14 protein-coding genes are annotated in these 16,015 nt (G+C 63.8%); 7 read left to right on the forward strand and 7 right to left on the reverse strand.

The window, feature by feature from the left end:
* Positions 1 to 142 precede the first annotated feature (142 nt).
* A complete protein-coding gene (locus P7228_RS10815; protein ID WP_278015253.1) occupies positions 143 to 2,251 on the forward strand; it encodes a malate synthase G in 2,109 nt (702 codons plus the stop codon).
* 17 nt (positions 2,252 to 2,268) lie between these two features.
* Here P7228_RS10815 and P7228_RS10820 read toward each other — a convergent pair whose 3' ends face one another.
* The 5 genes from P7228_RS10820 to P7228_RS10840 form a co-directional block, all read right to left on the reverse strand.
* Entirely contained in the window at positions 2,269 to 2,664 is a 396-nt protein-coding gene (locus tag P7228_RS10820; RefSeq protein ID WP_278015254.1) for a PilZ domain-containing protein, read from the reverse strand.
* Positions 2,665 to 2,743: 79 nt separating this feature from the next.
* Positions 2,744 to 3,562, reverse strand: coding sequence for a 16S rRNA (adenine(1518)-N(6)/adenine(1519)-N(6))-dimethyltransferase RsmA (rsmA, locus tag P7228_RS10825; protein ID WP_278015255.1), 819 nt, complete (start codon positions 3,560 to 3,562; stop codon positions 2,744 to 2,746).
* Positions 3,555 to 4,568 (reverse strand): 4-hydroxythreonine-4-phosphate dehydrogenase PdxA, encoded by a 1,014-nt coding sequence (pdxA, locus tag P7228_RS10830; RefSeq protein WP_278015256.1) that lies wholly within the window; start codon positions 4,566 to 4,568, stop codon positions 3,555 to 3,557. The genes rsmA and pdxA overlap by 8 nt, the downstream gene beginning before the upstream one ends.
* Entirely contained in the window at positions 4,565 to 5,902 is a 1,338-nt protein-coding gene (locus P7228_RS10835) for a peptidylprolyl isomerase (protein ID WP_278015257.1), read from the reverse strand. The genes pdxA and P7228_RS10835 overlap by 4 nt, the downstream gene beginning before the upstream one ends.
* A gap of 165 nt (positions 5,903 to 6,067) precedes the next feature.
* Positions 6,068 to 8,359, reverse strand: a complete 2,292-nt coding sequence (locus P7228_RS10840) for an LPS-assembly protein LptD (RefSeq protein WP_278015258.1) — start codon at positions 8,357 to 8,359, stop codon at positions 6,068 to 6,070.
* 113 nt (positions 8,360 to 8,472) lie between these two features.
* Here P7228_RS10840 and P7228_RS10845 point away from each other — a divergent pair, with 113 nt between their 5' ends.
* From P7228_RS10845 to mddA, 4 genes are all read left to right on the forward strand, one after another.
* Positions 8,473 to 9,933: a leucyl aminopeptidase gene (locus P7228_RS10845; RefSeq protein ID WP_278015259.1), complete on the forward strand. Its 1,461-nt coding sequence runs from the start codon at positions 8,473 to 8,475 to the stop codon at positions 9,931 to 9,933.
* 18 nt (positions 9,934 to 9,951) lie between these two features.
* Complete coding sequence (locus P7228_RS10850; RefSeq protein ID WP_278015260.1) at positions 9,952 to 10,392, forward strand: DNA polymerase III subunit chi; 441 nt, start codon at positions 9,952 to 9,954, stop codon at positions 10,390 to 10,392.
* Between the two features lie 280 nt (positions 10,393 to 10,672).
* Positions 10,673 to 11,095 carry a nucleoside-diphosphate kinase gene (ndk, locus tag P7228_RS10855; protein WP_278015261.1) on the forward strand — a complete coding sequence of 141 codons (423 nt, stop codon included), beginning with the start codon at positions 10,673 to 10,675 and terminating at the stop codon, positions 11,093 to 11,095.
* Positions 11,096 to 11,243: 148 nt separating this feature from the next.
* Positions 11,244 to 11,981 carry a methanethiol S-methyltransferase gene (gene mddA / locus P7228_RS10860; protein ID WP_278015262.1) on the forward strand — a complete coding sequence of 246 codons (738 nt, stop codon included), beginning with the start codon at positions 11,244 to 11,246 and terminating at the stop codon, positions 11,979 to 11,981.
* Here mddA and purN read toward each other — a convergent pair.
* Positions 11,978 to 12,955, reverse strand: a complete 978-nt coding sequence (gene purN / locus P7228_RS10865; protein ID WP_278015263.1) for a phosphoribosylglycinamide formyltransferase — start codon at positions 12,953 to 12,955, stop codon at positions 11,978 to 11,980. The two genes, mddA and purN, sit on opposite strands and share 4 nt — an antisense overlap.
* A complete protein-coding gene (gene purM / locus P7228_RS10870) occupies positions 12,948 to 14,045 on the reverse strand; it encodes a phosphoribosylformylglycinamidine cyclo-ligase (protein WP_278015264.1) in 1,098 nt (365 codons plus the stop codon). Before purM ends, purN begins: the two co-directional genes overlap by 8 nt.
* 69 nt (positions 14,046 to 14,114) lie before the next feature.
* Here purM and P7228_RS10875 point away from each other — a divergent pair, with 69 nt between their 5' ends.
* Both P7228_RS10875 and P7228_RS10880 read left to right on the forward strand, forming a co-directional pair.
* On the forward strand, positions 14,115 to 15,392 hold the full coding sequence (locus P7228_RS10875) for a heavy-metal-associated domain-containing protein (protein WP_278015265.1): 1,278 nt from the start codon (positions 14,115 to 14,117) through the stop codon (positions 15,390 to 15,392).
* Positions 15,393 to 15,402: 10 nt separating this feature from the next.
* Positions 15,403 to 16,011: an HdaA/DnaA family protein gene (locus P7228_RS10880; RefSeq protein WP_278015266.1), complete on the forward strand. Its 609-nt coding sequence runs from the start codon at positions 15,403 to 15,405 to the stop codon at positions 16,009 to 16,011.
* Positions 16,012 to 16,015 lie beyond the last annotated feature (4 nt).

Genomic DNA, 16,015 nt, shown 5'->3' on the forward strand with positions numbered 1-16,015 from the left:
GGCCAACCCGGCATCTGGCTGGACGATTGCGGGCGGTTGCAAAAGCAATCTGGTTTGGCCATAGGCAGGCCATTCCTCCCCGGGAAACCAGTCGTTTCATTCGCCTGCCGAGCTCCGTGCGGGCGCAAAATGCGAGGAATGCGTGACCGATTCAGTTACCCGCGCCGGTATCGCCGTCGATGCCGAGTTGGCCAGATTCATCGAAAACGAAGTGCTCTCTGTCCTGGGCCGCGACGTCGCGTCCTTCTGGGAGGGTCTTGCCGCCCTCCTGGCCGAGTTTGCCCCGCGCAACCGCGCCCTTCTGGCAACCCGCGAGGATCTGCAGGCGAAGATCGACAACTGGCACAAGGATCGTCGGGGCCAGCGGATCGATCAGGGCGAATACCAGACGTTCCTGCGGGAGATCGGCTACCTCGTCCCCGAGCCGGGCGAATTCACCATCGGGACGCAGAACGTCGATCCGGAGATCGCGACAATGGCCGGACCGCAGCTGGTGGTCCCGATCCTCAATGCCCGGTTCCTGCTCAACGCTGCCAACGCGCGTTGGGGGAGCCTGTATGACGCGTTCTACGGCACCGATGCGCTCGACGCGCCGCCGGCAAAGCCGGGTGGCTATGACAAGGATCGCGGCGATGCGGTGATTGCGCGCGGTCGGGAATTCCTCGACCAGGCGGTACCGCTCAAGAACGGCAGCTGGGCCGATCTCGAACTGGCCGACGTCGTGGCAAATGGCATCGCGATTTCCGACGAACGCCAGTACCTAGGGGCGACCGAGAAGGGTCGCCTGTTCAAGAACAACGGCTTGCACATCGAAGTTGTGTTCGATCCTGAGAGTTCCATCGGCAGCGAGGACAAGGCCGGGATCAGCGACATCAATGTCGAAGCGGCGCTCACGACCATCTGCGACTGCGAGGATTCGGTTGCGGCGGTCGACGCCGAGGACAAGCTGCTCGCCTATACCAACTGGCTCGGCCTGATCCGCGGCGACCTGGAAGAAAGCTTCGACAAAGGCACCACTCGGGTCACGCGGAAGCTCGAGGGTGACAAGGTGTACACGGCGCCTGACGGATCGAGTGCCAGCCTGTCCGGTCGCAGCCTTCTATTTGTCCGCAACGTCGGACATCTGATGACCAATCCTGCGATCTGGCTGGCCGATGGGCATGAGATCCCAGAAGGTATCATGGACGCCGTCTTCACCAGTGCGATCGGTGCGCTCGATGTCGAGGGCCATGCACAATACGGCAACAGCCGGTGTGGCAGCATCTACATCGTGAAGCCCAAGATGCATGGGCCTGAAGAATGCGCCTTCACCAATGATTTGTTCGACGCGGTGGAGGACCTGCTCGGCCTCCGGCGGCACACCATCAAGGTCGGCGTGATGGACGAGGAGCGGCGCACCAGCGCCAACCTCGGTGCCTGCATTCACGCCGTGCGCGACCGGATCGTGTTCATCAACACCGGCTTCCTCGACCGCACCGGCGACGAGATTCACACTTCGATGCAAGCCGGGCCGATGGTTCGCAAGGCGCAGATGAAGTCGAGCGAGTGGCTGGCGGCCTACGAGAAGCGCAATGTGGCGATCGGCCTCAGGCATGGACTCTCGGGCCGTGCCCAGATCGGCAAGGGCATGTGGCCGGCACCCGATCTGATGGGCCAGATGATGGCGGAGAAGATCGGCCATCTCAAGGCAGGGGCCAACACCGCCTGGGTGCCTTCGCCCACTGCAGCCACGCTGCACGCACTCCATTATCACCAGTGCAATGTATTTGCCGAGCAATCAGGGCTGACCGAGGTACCCCCGCTCGAGGACTTGCTGACCATCCCGCTCGCAAAGGGGACCAATTGGTCGGACGATGAACTGCGCGAGGAACTCGACAACAACGCCCAGGGCCTGCTCGGCTACGTCGTGCGCTGGATCGACCAGGGTGTCGGTTGCTCGAAGGTGCCCGACATCAACGACGTCGGATTGATGGAAGACCGCGCCACGCTGCGTATTTCATCGCAGCATATGGCGAACTGGCTGCTGCACGGTGTTGTCACCGAAGAGCAGGTGATGGATTCGCTGCGCCGAATGGCGGCCAAGGTCGACCAGCAGAATGCGGGCGATCCGTTCTACGAGCCGCTGCTCGAGAACGAGGACGGACCGGCCTTTCGTGCGGCATGCGATCTGGTGTTCAAGGGTGTCGACCAGCCGTCCGGATATACCGAACCGCTGTTGCATCGCTGGAGGCAGGTGAAGAAGGCGAGCTGAACGCGCGCCGATCGGCGTCAGTCGTCGCCTGAAACCAGGCGACCCGAGCGCTTGCGCCCCATCGGGATGTTCCCGGCGCTTGCCACCGGACCCTGCACGCGCATCTCCTTGCCGGCGAGCGCCGCCACGTCTTCGAGCGAGATCGGGTGATCGAAAACCACACCGCAGGCTTCGGTGCTGGTCCAGGCGACCTTGCAGAAGACTTCGTTCCCGCCGAAGATCAGCAAGCCGGTGACGCCCTTCGCGGGCAGCGAGGGGGCAGTAAAGCGTGCGCCCAGTTCGGAGACATTCTCGACCACACCGCGGCGTTCGCCGCTGACGCTGCGAAAGCAGGCTGAGCATTTGATAGCAAAGCGCGCCGCCTGGCGGCGGTCTTGCTGCAATGCCTCCGACTTCGATTCGAGATCGCTCATCCGCACGGTTTCCTTTTCGTGACGGAGCATGGTCGCAAAATCCGAATGATGAATGGTTGGGAAGCGTGTTTAACCCAAATTAACCAATTGCACGCGCGAGCGCGACGAAATCGCCGACCGCAAGGGTTTCGGCGCGTCGCTGCGGATCGATGCCGAGCGCCTCCAGCGCCTCGACCGCGCCTGGTACCGCTTTGAGGCTTTGGCGCAGCATCTTGCGCCGCTGGCCGAAGGCGGCTTCGGTGAGCCGTTCGAGAATTCGCGCAGATACGCCATCCGGCATCTCGGCCGGGGTCACATGGACGATCGCACTCATCACCTTGGGCGGCGGTGTAAAGGCGCTGCGATGGACCTTCATCGCCAGCTTTGCGTCGCTGCGCCACTGGGCCAGCACGGCGAGGCGGCCATAAGCGCCCGAACCGGTCGCTGCGACGATCCGCTGGGCGACCTCAAGCTGAAACATCAAGGTCAGCGAAGTCCATTGCGGCGGCCAACCCTCGCCACCCAGCCAGCGCGTGAACAGCGCTGTCCCGACATTGTACGGGAGGTTGGCGACGATGGCGAAGGGCTCGCCCATAAGTTCATTGTGATCGATCTTCAGCGCGTCTCCCTCAATCACGCGAAGCTGGCCCGGGTAGGCTTGAGCCAAATCATCGAGTGCCGGAAGGCAGCGCCGGTCCATCTCGATCGCGGTCACGCGCGCCCCGGCCTTGAGCAACGCACGCGTCAATCCGCCCGGACCGGGCCCGATTTCCAGCACCGGCCTGTCCTGCAAGTCTCCTGGTAGCGCGGCGATCCGGTCAAGCAGTTGCGCATCGAACAGGAAGTTCTGTCCCAGCGCCTTCGACGCGCTCAATCCATGTTTCGCGATGACCTCGCGCAGTGGCGGAAGGTCAGCCATGTGCCGCCCGCCGCGCGGCGCATTCGCCAGCCATTCGAATCGCGGCGATCATCGCGCCCGGATCGGCCAAGCCGGTACCAGCGATGTCGAAGGCGGTGCCATGGTCCGGCGAGGTGCGGATGATCGGCAGGCCGAGCGTGACATTCACCCCTTCGTCGAATTCCAGCGCCTTGAGCGGGATCAGGGCCTGATCGTGGTACATGCATATGGCAGCATGGTAGTTGGCCCGCGCGCGGGGAGTGAAGAGCGCGTCGGCCGGGTGGGGACCGGTGGCATCGATCCCCTCTTCGCGCAGCGCGGCAATGGCGGGGAGGATGATCCTGTGTTCCTCGTCGCCGAACTTGCCGTCTTCACCGGCATGCGGGTTCAGTCCGCAGATCGCGAGGCGCGGTCGCTCGATGCCGAAATCGCGTTCGAGCGAAGCGTGTACGATCCGCGCCTTGTGGCAAATCAGGTCTACGCTCAGCAGCCGAGGTACGTCGGCCAAGGCACAATGGACCGTCAGCGGTACAGTCCTGAGAGAGGGACTGGCCAGCATCATCACCGCGTCGCGGGCCGCGAGATCGCAGACATGTGCCAGATACTCGGTCTGGCCCGGGTAATTGAAGCCGACCTTGGCTAGTTCCGACTTGGCAATCGGCGCTGTCACCAGGCCGCTGGCCTCGCCGCTCTTGGCATGTGCGCTGGCACGCTCAAGCGAGTTCAGGGCAAGTGCCGCACCCTCTTCGCTCGGTCGACCGGGGTGGTATTCGCAATCGAGGTCGGTCAGGACCGGGAGGCCGCGAGCAAAAGCGGTCGCTGCCTCTGCTGCCGCAGCGATCTCGATCAGCGGCACGGCCAGGCTCCGCTGAGCGCAAGCCTGTTGCAGCACCTGCGCTCCGCCGACGACGAAAAAGGGAGAAAGCGAAGCTGCTTCTCGTTGCAGCCAGGCGTCGCCGATCAACTCTGGCCCGATCCCCGCCGGATCACCGATGGAAACGGCGAGGGGAGCCACGGGCTGCGTCAATTGTACTCGATATAGGCGTCGTTGCGCAGGTCGCGCAGGTAACGCTGGGCGCGCTTGCCGACACGCTCGTCAGTAAGCTGGTCCATCAGCTGGTCGAATGTCGGGCCACCTTCGACCCTGGGATCGTCGCGACCACACAGCATCAGCACGCGCACGCCTTCCTCGATCGAGCCGAAGGGCGGGGTCGTCTGGCCAACCTGAAGGTTGAGAACCAGCGCCTGAAGCTGTTCGGGCAGGGCGCGGGCACGAATCTGGTCATTGGTCACCACATTGGCCCCGATGCCTGCCGCGACGTTCTCCGCGTCGCCACAGCCGCGCATGGTCTGAACGCCCTGCGTGAAAGTCTCGACCCGGGCGGTAGCCTGTTCCTCGGTCGTGCCGGGGGCGAAATCGATCGAGATCTGCTTGAGGCTGAGGACGGCATCGCGTGGATCGGCGGTGAGGACCTGGCGCTTGTCGATCAGGTACATGATCGTAAAGCCGCCGGGGATCTCGATCGGCCCAACCAACTGGCCGGGCTGCATCTCGCGTGCCACGGTCGCCATCTCGCTCGGCAACTGGGCCAAACGGACGAAGCCGAGGTCGCCGCCGACAGCCGCAGTCGAAGCTTCGGAGAACTGGCGGGCATAACCAACGAAGTTACCGCCCTGGCGCAGCTGTTCCATGATCCGCTGCGCGTTCTGGAAGACGGCCTGCTTGTTCTCCGCATTCGCGGAAAGATAGATCTCGCCGAGGCGGTACTCCTCCGTCCCGCGCGCCTGTTCGAGCCGCTGGAGCAGTTCGTTGACCTCCTCTTCGGAGACGTTGACGAACGGCGTCACGTTTCGGCCAAGGATGCGCTGCCAAGCCATCTCGCCCTGGATCTGGCGCTTGAGCGAGGCCGGGGACGAGCCGACGCTGCGCAAATACTCGTCCATCGCGGCAGTTTCCTGACCGAAATTCTGCGCTGCCACGCGGGCATAGGTCTGATCGATATCGGCCTGGGATACTTCGATCTCCTGTGCCTCAGCCGCCTGGATCTGCAGCGTTTCGTCGATCAGATTGCGCAGCACCTGCATGCGGAGCTGCTGCAATTCTTCGGCCGAAGGCTCGTTGCGATTGGCCGCGAGCAGCAAGGCCAGCCGCTGGTCCACATCGGTACCGGTGACGACGTGCCCGTTCACGATGGCCGTGGCGGTGCGAACGTTGGGATTGTCGTTCTTGAGGATGGTGATGTTGCTGGGCAGGCCGAGCGGATCGGCCTCCTCGGCCGCATCCTGCGCCGCGATGGGCGTTGCAGCAACAGCCATGACGGCAAGCGAAGCGAGGCAGTTCGAGAAAATCTTACGTGTCACGCGATCAATCCATTTGCAGCGCAAAATCAGGCGCCGGGTTCGGTCCAGCCGGTGACAAGCCCCGGCTTAACGATTGCTGAGTTCGGTGGGCCGGATAGCGCGTTTATCCGGCCAAGCCAACGCCGCATTCGCCAATTTCAGGGGGTTGCGTTGCAGACGTCGAACTTAGCGTAGGCCGAGGTTGCGGAGCGAGAAGAACAGCTGGAACGTGTCCCCCTTCCTCGCGTCACCCTGTTCGGAATAATCGCGCCGCCAGGTCAGGCCGAATTCCAGGCAGTCATCCTGGTAGGCGATGCCGAGGCGCGTCCTGATCGGTTCGAATCCATCCGAACTGAACGACGGATCCTCGTCGCGGTCGGTAAGGTTGAACACCCCGGCGCCGAACAGCGACCAGTAGCGGGCGAAGGCCACGCGGACCGCGGCGCGCAATTCCTCGCGATCCTGCAAGTCCTCAAGCCCGGTGATGTCGCGATTGAGGCGGAGATAACCGACCTCGGCATAAGTCCGGCGATTGCCAACAGTCGCATCGAATTCGTTGCGGCGTACTGCCAGATTGTCCTTGTCGAGCCGGAAGCGGTGCGTGAGCTTGACGAAATCGCGGAAGCGCACCTCGGTGCGGCCGACGAAGTCGGAGACCCGTTCGGAAAGCCCGGTCCCGTCGGGCAGGATCGCGCGGTTGGCGTCGAAGCTATAGGATTGCCCGATGGTGGACTTGATGCGCCAACCCGGGCGGTAGAGTTCCCAATCGAAACCGTAGGTTAGCCGCGCACCGTCTTCGACCCGGTCGTAACCGGGGAAGCGGTTGAGCGCGAACAGGTTCGAATCCTCCAGGTCGATCGCCCGGGCATCTTCATTAGGGACGGACAGATTGCGAATATCGGGCGATGCCACGAGTTGGAGCCGCGGCTTGAAAATCTGTGTTCCGCCAAAGGCTTCGCCCACGAACGGCCATTCGACATCGATCGCGCCCAGCGCGATTCCACGCGTTTCCCAGCCCGGATTGCCGCGATAGATCTCGGTAGCCGTGAGGCCGGTCTCATCAGTGTGGTATACATCTCCGCGTACCAGGCCGGTAAGCGTCACGACCTGCCCCAGACCGGTCAGTCGACGCAGATCCCAGCGTGCCCCGGCGAATGCTCGTTGGGTGTCCTGCCCATTGGTGCGGGCGATGGCGAGCGTGTTTGCCTGCAGCTCGACAGTCCCGCCCACCACCGGATCTTCGAGGCGCCTACGATAATCGATCACCGGTAGGGCCACGGGAACCTGCCCCTGCGGTGCGCCTAGTCGCAGCGTCTGCGTCGCCCAGCCTGCCACAGAAAGATAGGACTGCTCGTCGATCCGCTCGAGATTGAAGGTCGAGCGCAACCGGTCGTCGCGGCTGATGTCATAGCGGCGCAGGAAGGTCCGGTCGCTCGCCACCCTGATCGAGCTGGTCAGGCTCCACTCGGGCGAGAACTGGAAGCGACCATTGGCAAACAGGTAGCCGCGCGGGTCGGCTTCGGACGAGGGCACCCCGGTAAAGTCCGAGATGCGGCTGCTGTGGGTGGCATAGCCGGTGATCTGATAGGCCCCGATCGAGGTCAGGTGGCGCCATTGCGCCGACACCATCGGCTTGGTCTGGGAATAGAGGTAGGCGCCGAGCGTCAGGTCGCGATTGTCGTCGAGCCGCGTGTAGTAGCTGCCGCTGACTTCGAGACCATTGGATTCCGAGACGCGGAGATCGGGCACCAGGAACCCCGAGATCGCGCGGCCGTCGGTCCGCACGGCCAGACCCGGCAAGGGGATCAGCCGCGCGCCGAACAGCTCGAGCATGGCGCCCTTGAAGCGGATGCGGTTCGACTCGGGATCGTAGATCACGCGATCCGCGGTGATTCGCCAACTCGGGTTCTTGTCGCAGCCCGATGCATCGTGAACTGCGCAGGCGCTGTAGGCCGCGTCGGTTAGCACCACCGTGCCATCGTCCCCGCGCTCGCCCGAACGTGCCGCAAGGCGCCCACCCGCCCGCAACGCGAGCAGCAGGTCGTCCATCGCGCCTGCCTCGAACGTATCGGAGAGCTCGACGCTTTCGGTATAGAGCTGGTTGCCCCGCTCATCGACGAAGCGGACATTGCCGGTCGCCCAGATCGTCTTGGCCTGACGGTCCCATCTGACCTGGTCGGCGCGGACCGAGCGATCCTCGCTGCGAAGCACGACATTGCCGCTGGCAGTGACGACATCGCTCTCGTTGTCGTAGGCCAACTCGTCGGCTTCGAAGTCGATCGTGCGCTGCGTTTCGCCGGCAACTGGTGCGGGCAATTCCGGGGTTAGGGCTTCCGCGGCGACCGCCGAATCCACCGCGTCCTGCGCCGATACTGGCGCGGCCAGCGCCAGGCCCCCCGCGATCGCAAGCGGGAGTGCAGCTGAGCGGCACAAGCGGCCATGACATGCTTGCAGGCAAGGCTGCGACTTCGGGGACATGGCTTGCCTATCGCACCGCTCGCGCCTAATCGCAATCGCCATTGGACAAGGTGAGCGTGGCAAACACGCTGGCCGTTGCAGCGCCACGAAATTCCAGATTGTGCGGAGAATTCATGCAAATCCACTTCAGCGACAAAGCTTCCGGTGACACCCGCTTCCATGCCGTCGTGGTCAATGAGGGCGCCATGCCCGCAGATCTCGAGGCGACCTTGACCGAAGGAGCCTCGGCCGCGCGCTTCAAGGCGAAGCCCGGGCAATTGTTCGAAGGATTTGTCGAACGCAATGGCAAGATCGTTCGCGTCGCATTGTCGGGCGCGGGCGAGGGCGGTGCGAAGAAGCGGACGCTAAATCTCGAGAAAGCCGGCGCGGCCCTCGCGGCAAAATATCTGACCTCGGGCGAGGAATCGATGACGCTCGATCTCGGCGCAGCCAAGCTGTCGGCGGAACAGGCGGCGTCGGTGTTGCTGGGTCTGCGCCTTCGCGCATGGCGCCACGATGCCTACCGGACCAAGCTCAAGGACGAGCAGAAGAAATCGCTGGCCAAGATCACTGTCGTCAACGCGCCCAATGGCATCAAGGATGCCTGGGCGGATGCCGCAGCGGTCGCCGAAGGCGTGGAGTTGACCCGCGATCTCGTCGCGGAACCGGCCAACAAGATCTATCCGGTCAGCTTCGTCGAGCGCTGCAAGAAGGCTTTCAAGGGTACGGGTGCCGAACTCGTCGTGCTCGATGACGCCCAGATGGAAAAGCTCGGGATGGGTGCCCTGCTCGGCGTCGGCCAGGGCAGCGAGCAGCCCTCGCGCATTCTCTGCATCAAGTGGATGGGCGGCAAGAAAAGCGACGCCCCGATCGCCTTTGTCGGCAAGGGCGTTACCTTCGACACGGGCGGAATTTCGCTCAAGCCCGGACCGGGCATGGGCGACATGAAATGGGACATGGGCGGCTCGGGCGCGGTGGTCGGCGCCATGCTGACGCTGGCCAGGCGCAAGGCCAAGGCCAATGTGATCGGCGCGGTCGGGCTGGTCGAGAACATGCCCGATGGCAAGGCCCAGCGCCCCGGCGATATCGTGACCAGCATGTCGGGCCAGACGATCGAAGTGCTCAATACCGACGCCGAAGGGCGGCTGGTGCTGTGCGACGTGCTGACCTGGGTACAGCGCGAGTTCAAACCCACCAGGATTATCGACCTGGCCACACTGACCGGCGCGATGATCATCTCGCTCGGTAACGAACATGGCGGATTGTTCTCGAACGATGACGTGCTTGCCGAAGACCTGCTCGCTGCCGGCCGGCGGGTCGATGACAAGCTGTGGCGCTTCCCGCTGTCGCCAGCCTACGACAAGCTGATCAACAGCCCGATCGCCGACATGCAGAACATCGGACCGCGCGGAGCCGGTTCGATCACGGCGGCGCAGTTCCTCAAGCGATTCATCGAGAACGACACTCCGTGGGCGCATCTCGATATCGCGGGCATGGTGTGGGCCGACAAGGCCGGACACACCTGGGACAAGGGCGCGACCGGCTTCGGCACCCGCCTGCTGGACGACTTCATTCGCTCCACCGTGCAGGGCTGATAGCGGGGAGCCATTCCCGTGCGTGTCGACTTCTACCAATTGAGCCGCGACCCGGTCGAACGGGTCACGGCCATGCTGGCGCGCAAGGTACTGCAGGCGGGCAAGCGTTTGCTGGTGCTCAGTGCCGATGCGGAGCAGCGCGAGGCATTGTCGAAAGAACTTTGGCGCGCCGGCCCTGAGGAATTCCTCGCCAATGGCGATGCCGCGCAGCCCAATGTCGAGCGGCAACCGATCCTGCTGTCCGAAACTCCGGACGCAGCGAATGGGGCCAGCATGGTGCTGATCGCTGATGGCAAGTGGCGACCCGAAGCGCTGGGCTTCGAACGCGCTCTGCTGTTGTTCGGACCCGAAGATACCGAGGCGGCGCGAGCGCTCTGGCGGGAACTCGATGGGCAGGACGAGGTCACCCGCGAAATTCACAAGCAGGATGACAGTGGAAAATGGCGAGCCGGCGGCTAGCCCTATGCCCAATCGCCTGATAGTTTTTCTCGTGAAAGCAAGGCTGTAAAGGCCCTTCGGTTGCGCAGATAAGGTGAACGAGCAGGGGTGCCGACGGCGCCGAACCTGCCATGATATCGCGTCGCTCCAGTGCCCGGCGTGCCTCGCCGGACTGGATGTCGCCCTGCCGTGCGGACCAGTCGCGCGCGTAGGCTATCGCGAACGGGCTTGAAGAAGCGGCGTCGCGGCGCTAGTTGCGCGCCGGAATTACCTCTCCCCCAATTCACTCAAGGAAACAATCATGGCGGTTACCCGCACCTTTTCGATCATCAAGCCCGACGCCACGCGCCGCAACCTGACCGGTGCCGTCACCAAGATGCTGGAAGAAGCCGGCCTGCGCGTCGTCGCTTCGAAGCGCATCCACATGACCCGCGAACAGGCCGAAGGCTTTTATGCGGTCCACAAGGAACGCCCCTTCTTCGGTGAACTGGTCGAGTTCATGATGAGCGAGCCGGTGGTGGTGCAGGTGCTCGAAGGCGAAGACGCCGTCGCTCGCAACCGCGACATCATGGGTGCGACCAACCCGGCAGAAGCGGCCGAAGGCACGATCCGCAAGACCCATGCGCTGTCGATCGGCGAAAACACGGTCCACGGTTCGGACAGCGAGGAAAACGCCAAGATCGAGATCGACTTCTTCTTCAACGAAGACGAGATCGTCGGCTAAACTCGACATCCTGAGAATTCGAAGGCCCTACCGCAGCGATGCGGCGGGGCCTTTTTTTGATCTGGGCGCAAATTCCCAGATTTGGAGACTCGCTCCATTCGGGTTACATTCCACCAAGATGGGGTCGCTCTTGGGGAGGAGAGGACTTATGGGGCGAGCACCCTTGATGCTCATTGCGATCGCGAGCTATTTCGCGTTTTTCGGATCATTTCTTTACCTGGTTGGCTGGGTCGGCGGCTTCGAATTCATGCCGACGAGCGTCGACAAGGGCCTCGGCGCCGGCACCGCGACCGCAGTCATCATCAATCTCGGCTTGATAGCGCTGTTCGGCATTCAGCATTCGGTCATGGCGCGGCAGGGCTTCAAGCAAGCCTGGACCAGGATCATTCCTGCACCGATCGAACGCAGCGTCTATCTGCTCGCGACGGTCGCCGTTCTGGTGTTGTTGTTCCTTTTTTGGCACCCGGTCGAAGGCAACCTCTGGTCGGTGGAGAACGAGGCCGCTCGCATGGTGATCTGGGGCCTGTTCTGGATCGGTTGGGGAGTCCTGTTCATTTCGACATGGCTTCTCAACCACTTCGAACTCTTCGGATTGCAGCAGGCCTGGTATCACATGCGCGGGCAGGAAATCCCGCCAATGAAGATGCGCACGCCGCTGTTTTACAAGGCAGTGCGCCACCCGCTCTATACGGGATTCTTCATCGCCTTCTGGGCGACTCCCGACATGACCTACAGCCACTTGCTCGCAGCGGTGGGCTTCACAATCTACATCGTGATCGGGATTCACTACGAGGAGAAGGACCTGCTCTCGGCGTTCGGTGACGAATATGCCGAATACCGGCGGCGCGTGGGCAGCTTCATTCCGGGGCTGGGCAAGAAAGCCTAGAACTCGTCTGCAGCGTCTAAGAGCTTGGTCGCGCTCTTGGGCGCGACCGCTCGCCAGCTGCGTTCGAGCCAATGCTCGACCTGGCTCCAGTCGGTGTCGCGCCGGTTGAGCACGATGCCGACCCAGCCGCTCGCGCCGTAATAGGCGGGACGGTAGAAGGTCTCGGGATCGCGCTCGATCAACGCGGTCATCTCGTCGGTACCGCTGGTCTTCGCCAGCAGAGCTACGTGCGGTTCGCCATGGTGGCAATCGCTGAAATAGGCGAAATACTTCCCGCTTTTCTCGCTGCCCGCGCGCCAGCCCGGCGCGCCATGGCTTTCGCGTTCATGAGTCTGCGGCAGTGCCAGCGCGAGCCTGCGCACGCGTTCGAGCAGGTGGTCGGGATCGCTCCCGCGCGAGACATAGGCGCCCAGCGCTCGGGGATAGAGCTGGTGCTCGGCGAGCAGCACCCGTGCCGCCAGGCTATCGGCCGTGTCGTCCGGCAGGATCGCGACCTTCGCCTGGCCCAGAACCTCGCCATCGTCGAGTTCGGGCGTGACGATATGGACGCTCGCGCCGCCATGGCTGTCGCCGGCGGCAATCGCCCGCGCGTGCGTGTCGAGCCCCTTGTACCTGGGCAGCAGCGACGGATGGATGTTGAGCATCCGTCCGGCCCAGCGCCGGACGAACTCCTCCCCGAGGATGCGCATGTAGCCGGCGAGCGCGATATATTCGGCGCCGGCCTTCCTTGCCGCTTGCTCCATCGCTGCATCGTGGTCGGCGCGCGCCATGCCCTTGTGCGGCTGGACGAATGTCGGGACACCCTCGGCCTCGGCCAGCTTCAGGCCACCAGCGTCGGGATTGTTGCTGGCGACCAGCACGACCTCATAGGCGGAACCGGGTTGGCGGCTGGCATAGAGCAGCGCCCCCATGTTGGTCCCGCTGCCCGAGATGAAGATGGCGACTTTGGCCCGGTCCGAACCGGCATCAGGCAAAGTGCTCGGCCTCCCAATCCGTGCGCGCGCTCCAGGTTCCTTGCGATCCGCGGACCGTGCACCCGCACTCGCCGGCCTCGATCACGCCCACGCGAAACGCCACCTCCCCGGCTTCGGCCAGCTGGGTCATCACGCCGTCGACCTTGTCTTCGGTGACCGCCAGCACCATGCCGACACCGCAGTTGAAGGTTCGCGCCATTTCGGCTGGTTCGATGTTCCCTTGCGCCTGCAGGAACGCCATAAGCCGCGGCTGCTCCCACAAGTCCGCATCGACCACGGCATGCGCGCCATCGGGCAGGATGCGCGGGATATTCTCGAGCAGCCCGCCACCGGTAATATGTGCGAGGGCGTCGATCTGGCCTGCGCGGATCAGCGGCAGCAGGCTCTTCACGTAAATCTTTGTCGGTTCGATCAGCGCTTCGATAAGCAGCCGCTCTTGGTCGAAGATCGCCGGACGATCGAGCTTCCATCGCTTGTCGGCGGCCAGCCGTCGGACCAGGGAATAGCCGTTGGAGTGCACGCCCGAAGACGCAAGGCCAACCAGCACATGGCCTTCTGCGACCCTGTCGCCGGTCAGTTGCTCACCACGCTCGACCGCGCCAACGCAGAACCCGGCGAGGTCGTAGTCGCCCGCGGCATACATGCCGGGCATCTCGGCGGTCTCGCCGCCAATCAGAGCGCAGCCAGCCTGCTGGCAACCCTGCGCGATCCCCGCGATCACGCGCTCGGCCACCCCATTCTCAAGTTTGCCGGTGGCAAAATAGTCGAGGAAGAACAGCGGCTCTGCACCCTGGACGATCAGGTCGTTGACGCACATGGCGACGAGGTCGATCCCGACGGTGTCGTGCCGGTCGTGATCGATCGCCAGTTTGAGCTTCGTGCCGACGCCGTCATTGCCGGCGACCAGCAGCGGATCCTTGTAGCCAGCCGCCTTGGGATCGAAAAACCCGCCGAAACCGCCGATCTCGCCATCTGCGCCGGGGCGCCGGGTGGCCTTCACCAGCGGCCCGATTGCCTTGACCAGGGCATTGCCTGCATCGATCGAAACGCCTGCATCGGCGTAGGTGTAGGAAGGATTCTCTCCACTCATGGCGCTCCCTTAGGCAATAGCGCTTGGAATCGCATCAGCATTTCGGCAAAAGGCACCAGATTTTCCCCGATGGCCCTCACTTTTTCCCCTTCGAGCCCGTTGCCCACGACCCGGCGAATCGCCGCAGCCCGGTTGCTGTGGGCGCTCGGCGTACTGGCGTTGCTGGCAGCGGCAATTGCCGTTTGGGCACAGGTCGAGGGCGAGCGCGGCATCGCACCGGTCGCGTCGAGCAGCGACATCGATGTCGGCGGGATCGAGGTCGATGTCCGCGGCGATACTGCCGAGGAGGCACGCGAGAAGGGTTGGCGCGAGGCGCAGCGCCTGGCGTGGGAGAAGATCGGCGGGCCGAAGATATCCGACAGCCAGCTTGAAGGATTGGTCTCCGCCGTCGTGATCGAACGCGAACGGATCGGGCCCAGGCGTTATATAGCGACGCTGGGCGTGATCTTCGATCGCGCGCGCGCGGGCGGATATCTCGGCGGCGCTGCACAGGGCCAACGCTCGGCCCCGATGCTGCTGCTGCCGGTCACGGTGAGCGCGGGCACCACGACCATGTACGAGGTCCGCAATCCGTGGCAGCGGGCGTGGGCCGAATTCAATCCCGGCACCAGCCTGATCGATTACGTCCGTCCGTCGGGCGCCGGCGGGGATTCGCTGCTGTTGACCTATGGCCAGACCGGGCGGCGCAGCCGCACCTGGTGGCGTGCCGTACTCGACCAATTCGGGGCCGCCGACGTCCTCATCCCGCTGGCTGAACTGCGCTATCGCTGGCCGGGTGGTCCGGTCGAGGGGACCTTTACCGCACGCTATGGCCCCGACAGCCGCTATCTCGACGGCTTCACGCTCACGGCTGACAATCCGGCCGAACTGCCCGCCATGCTCGGTCAGGCCGTGCGTCGCTTCGACGATATCTTCGAACAGGCCCTGGCTGACGGCAAGCTGCGGCCCGACCCGACACTGCGCGAAGGAGGTGGCGGCGACATCGACCCGGCGTTGCAGCGCTTGATCGAGATCGGCCGCGCGATCCAGCGGCGTGAAGCTGCGGAACTGGCGGGCGAGGGCGATGTTCCGGTCGCGACGCCCACTGCAGCGCCGACCCAGGCGGCGGTCGTCTCATCCTATGTCGTGCAATTCGCCAGCCCCGATGCGGCTAGCATCGACGCAACGCTCGGCGCGGTTCGTTCGACCCCGGGCGTGCGCGGTGCAGCCACCACAAGCCTCGCGATCGGTGGTACATCGGTCATGACCGTCAGCTTTGGCGGTTCGCTCGATCAACTGGCGGCGGCCCTGCGGCAGCGCGGCTTCAACGTCACGCAGGGGAGCAACGCGCTCGCCATCAGCCGCTAAGGGGTCGCGCGTGTCGCAGATCGCCCTTCCGCTCGAATTGAGAGGCCAGTCGGATCCCGACCGGATCGTCATCGGCAACGCAAATTTGGCTGTTTACGAAGCCTTGGCAGACCCCAAGTCGTGGCCGTTCCGGACCGCTGTCCTCACTGGGCCGCCGCGTTCAGGCAAGAGCCTGATCGGTCGCTGGGCTAGCGGGCAGGGCGTCAAGGTGATCGACGGGGCGGATACTGTCGATGAGACCGAACTTTTCCACCGCTGGAACGCAGCCCAGGAAAGCGGGGAGCCGCTGCTGTTGATTTCTGACCGGCAACCCTGGGAAATTTCCTTGCCGGACCTGCGGTCTCGCCTCGGCGGGTCACTACAACTCGAAATCCTCACACCCGATGACAAGATGGTCGCTCAACTGATTGAGATAGTGGCGGAACAACGTGGGTTGTCACTTTCCGATGGGGCGACCCAATATCTCGTGCCCCGGATAGAACGCAGTTTCGCCGGGATAGAAAATCTGGTCGCGGCGATCGACCGATTGAGTCTTGAACGTAAAGCGCCAGCCACCATGTCGATATGGCGCGATGCGCTGGATCAGGTGCAGGGGCCAGAGCAGCAACGCTTGCTTTGACCGC

It is taken from the genome of Altererythrobacter sp. CAU 1644 (assembly GCF_029623755.1).
Taxonomy (GTDB): Bacteria; Pseudomonadota; Alphaproteobacteria; order Sphingomonadales; family Sphingomonadaceae; genus Erythrobacter; species Erythrobacter arenosus.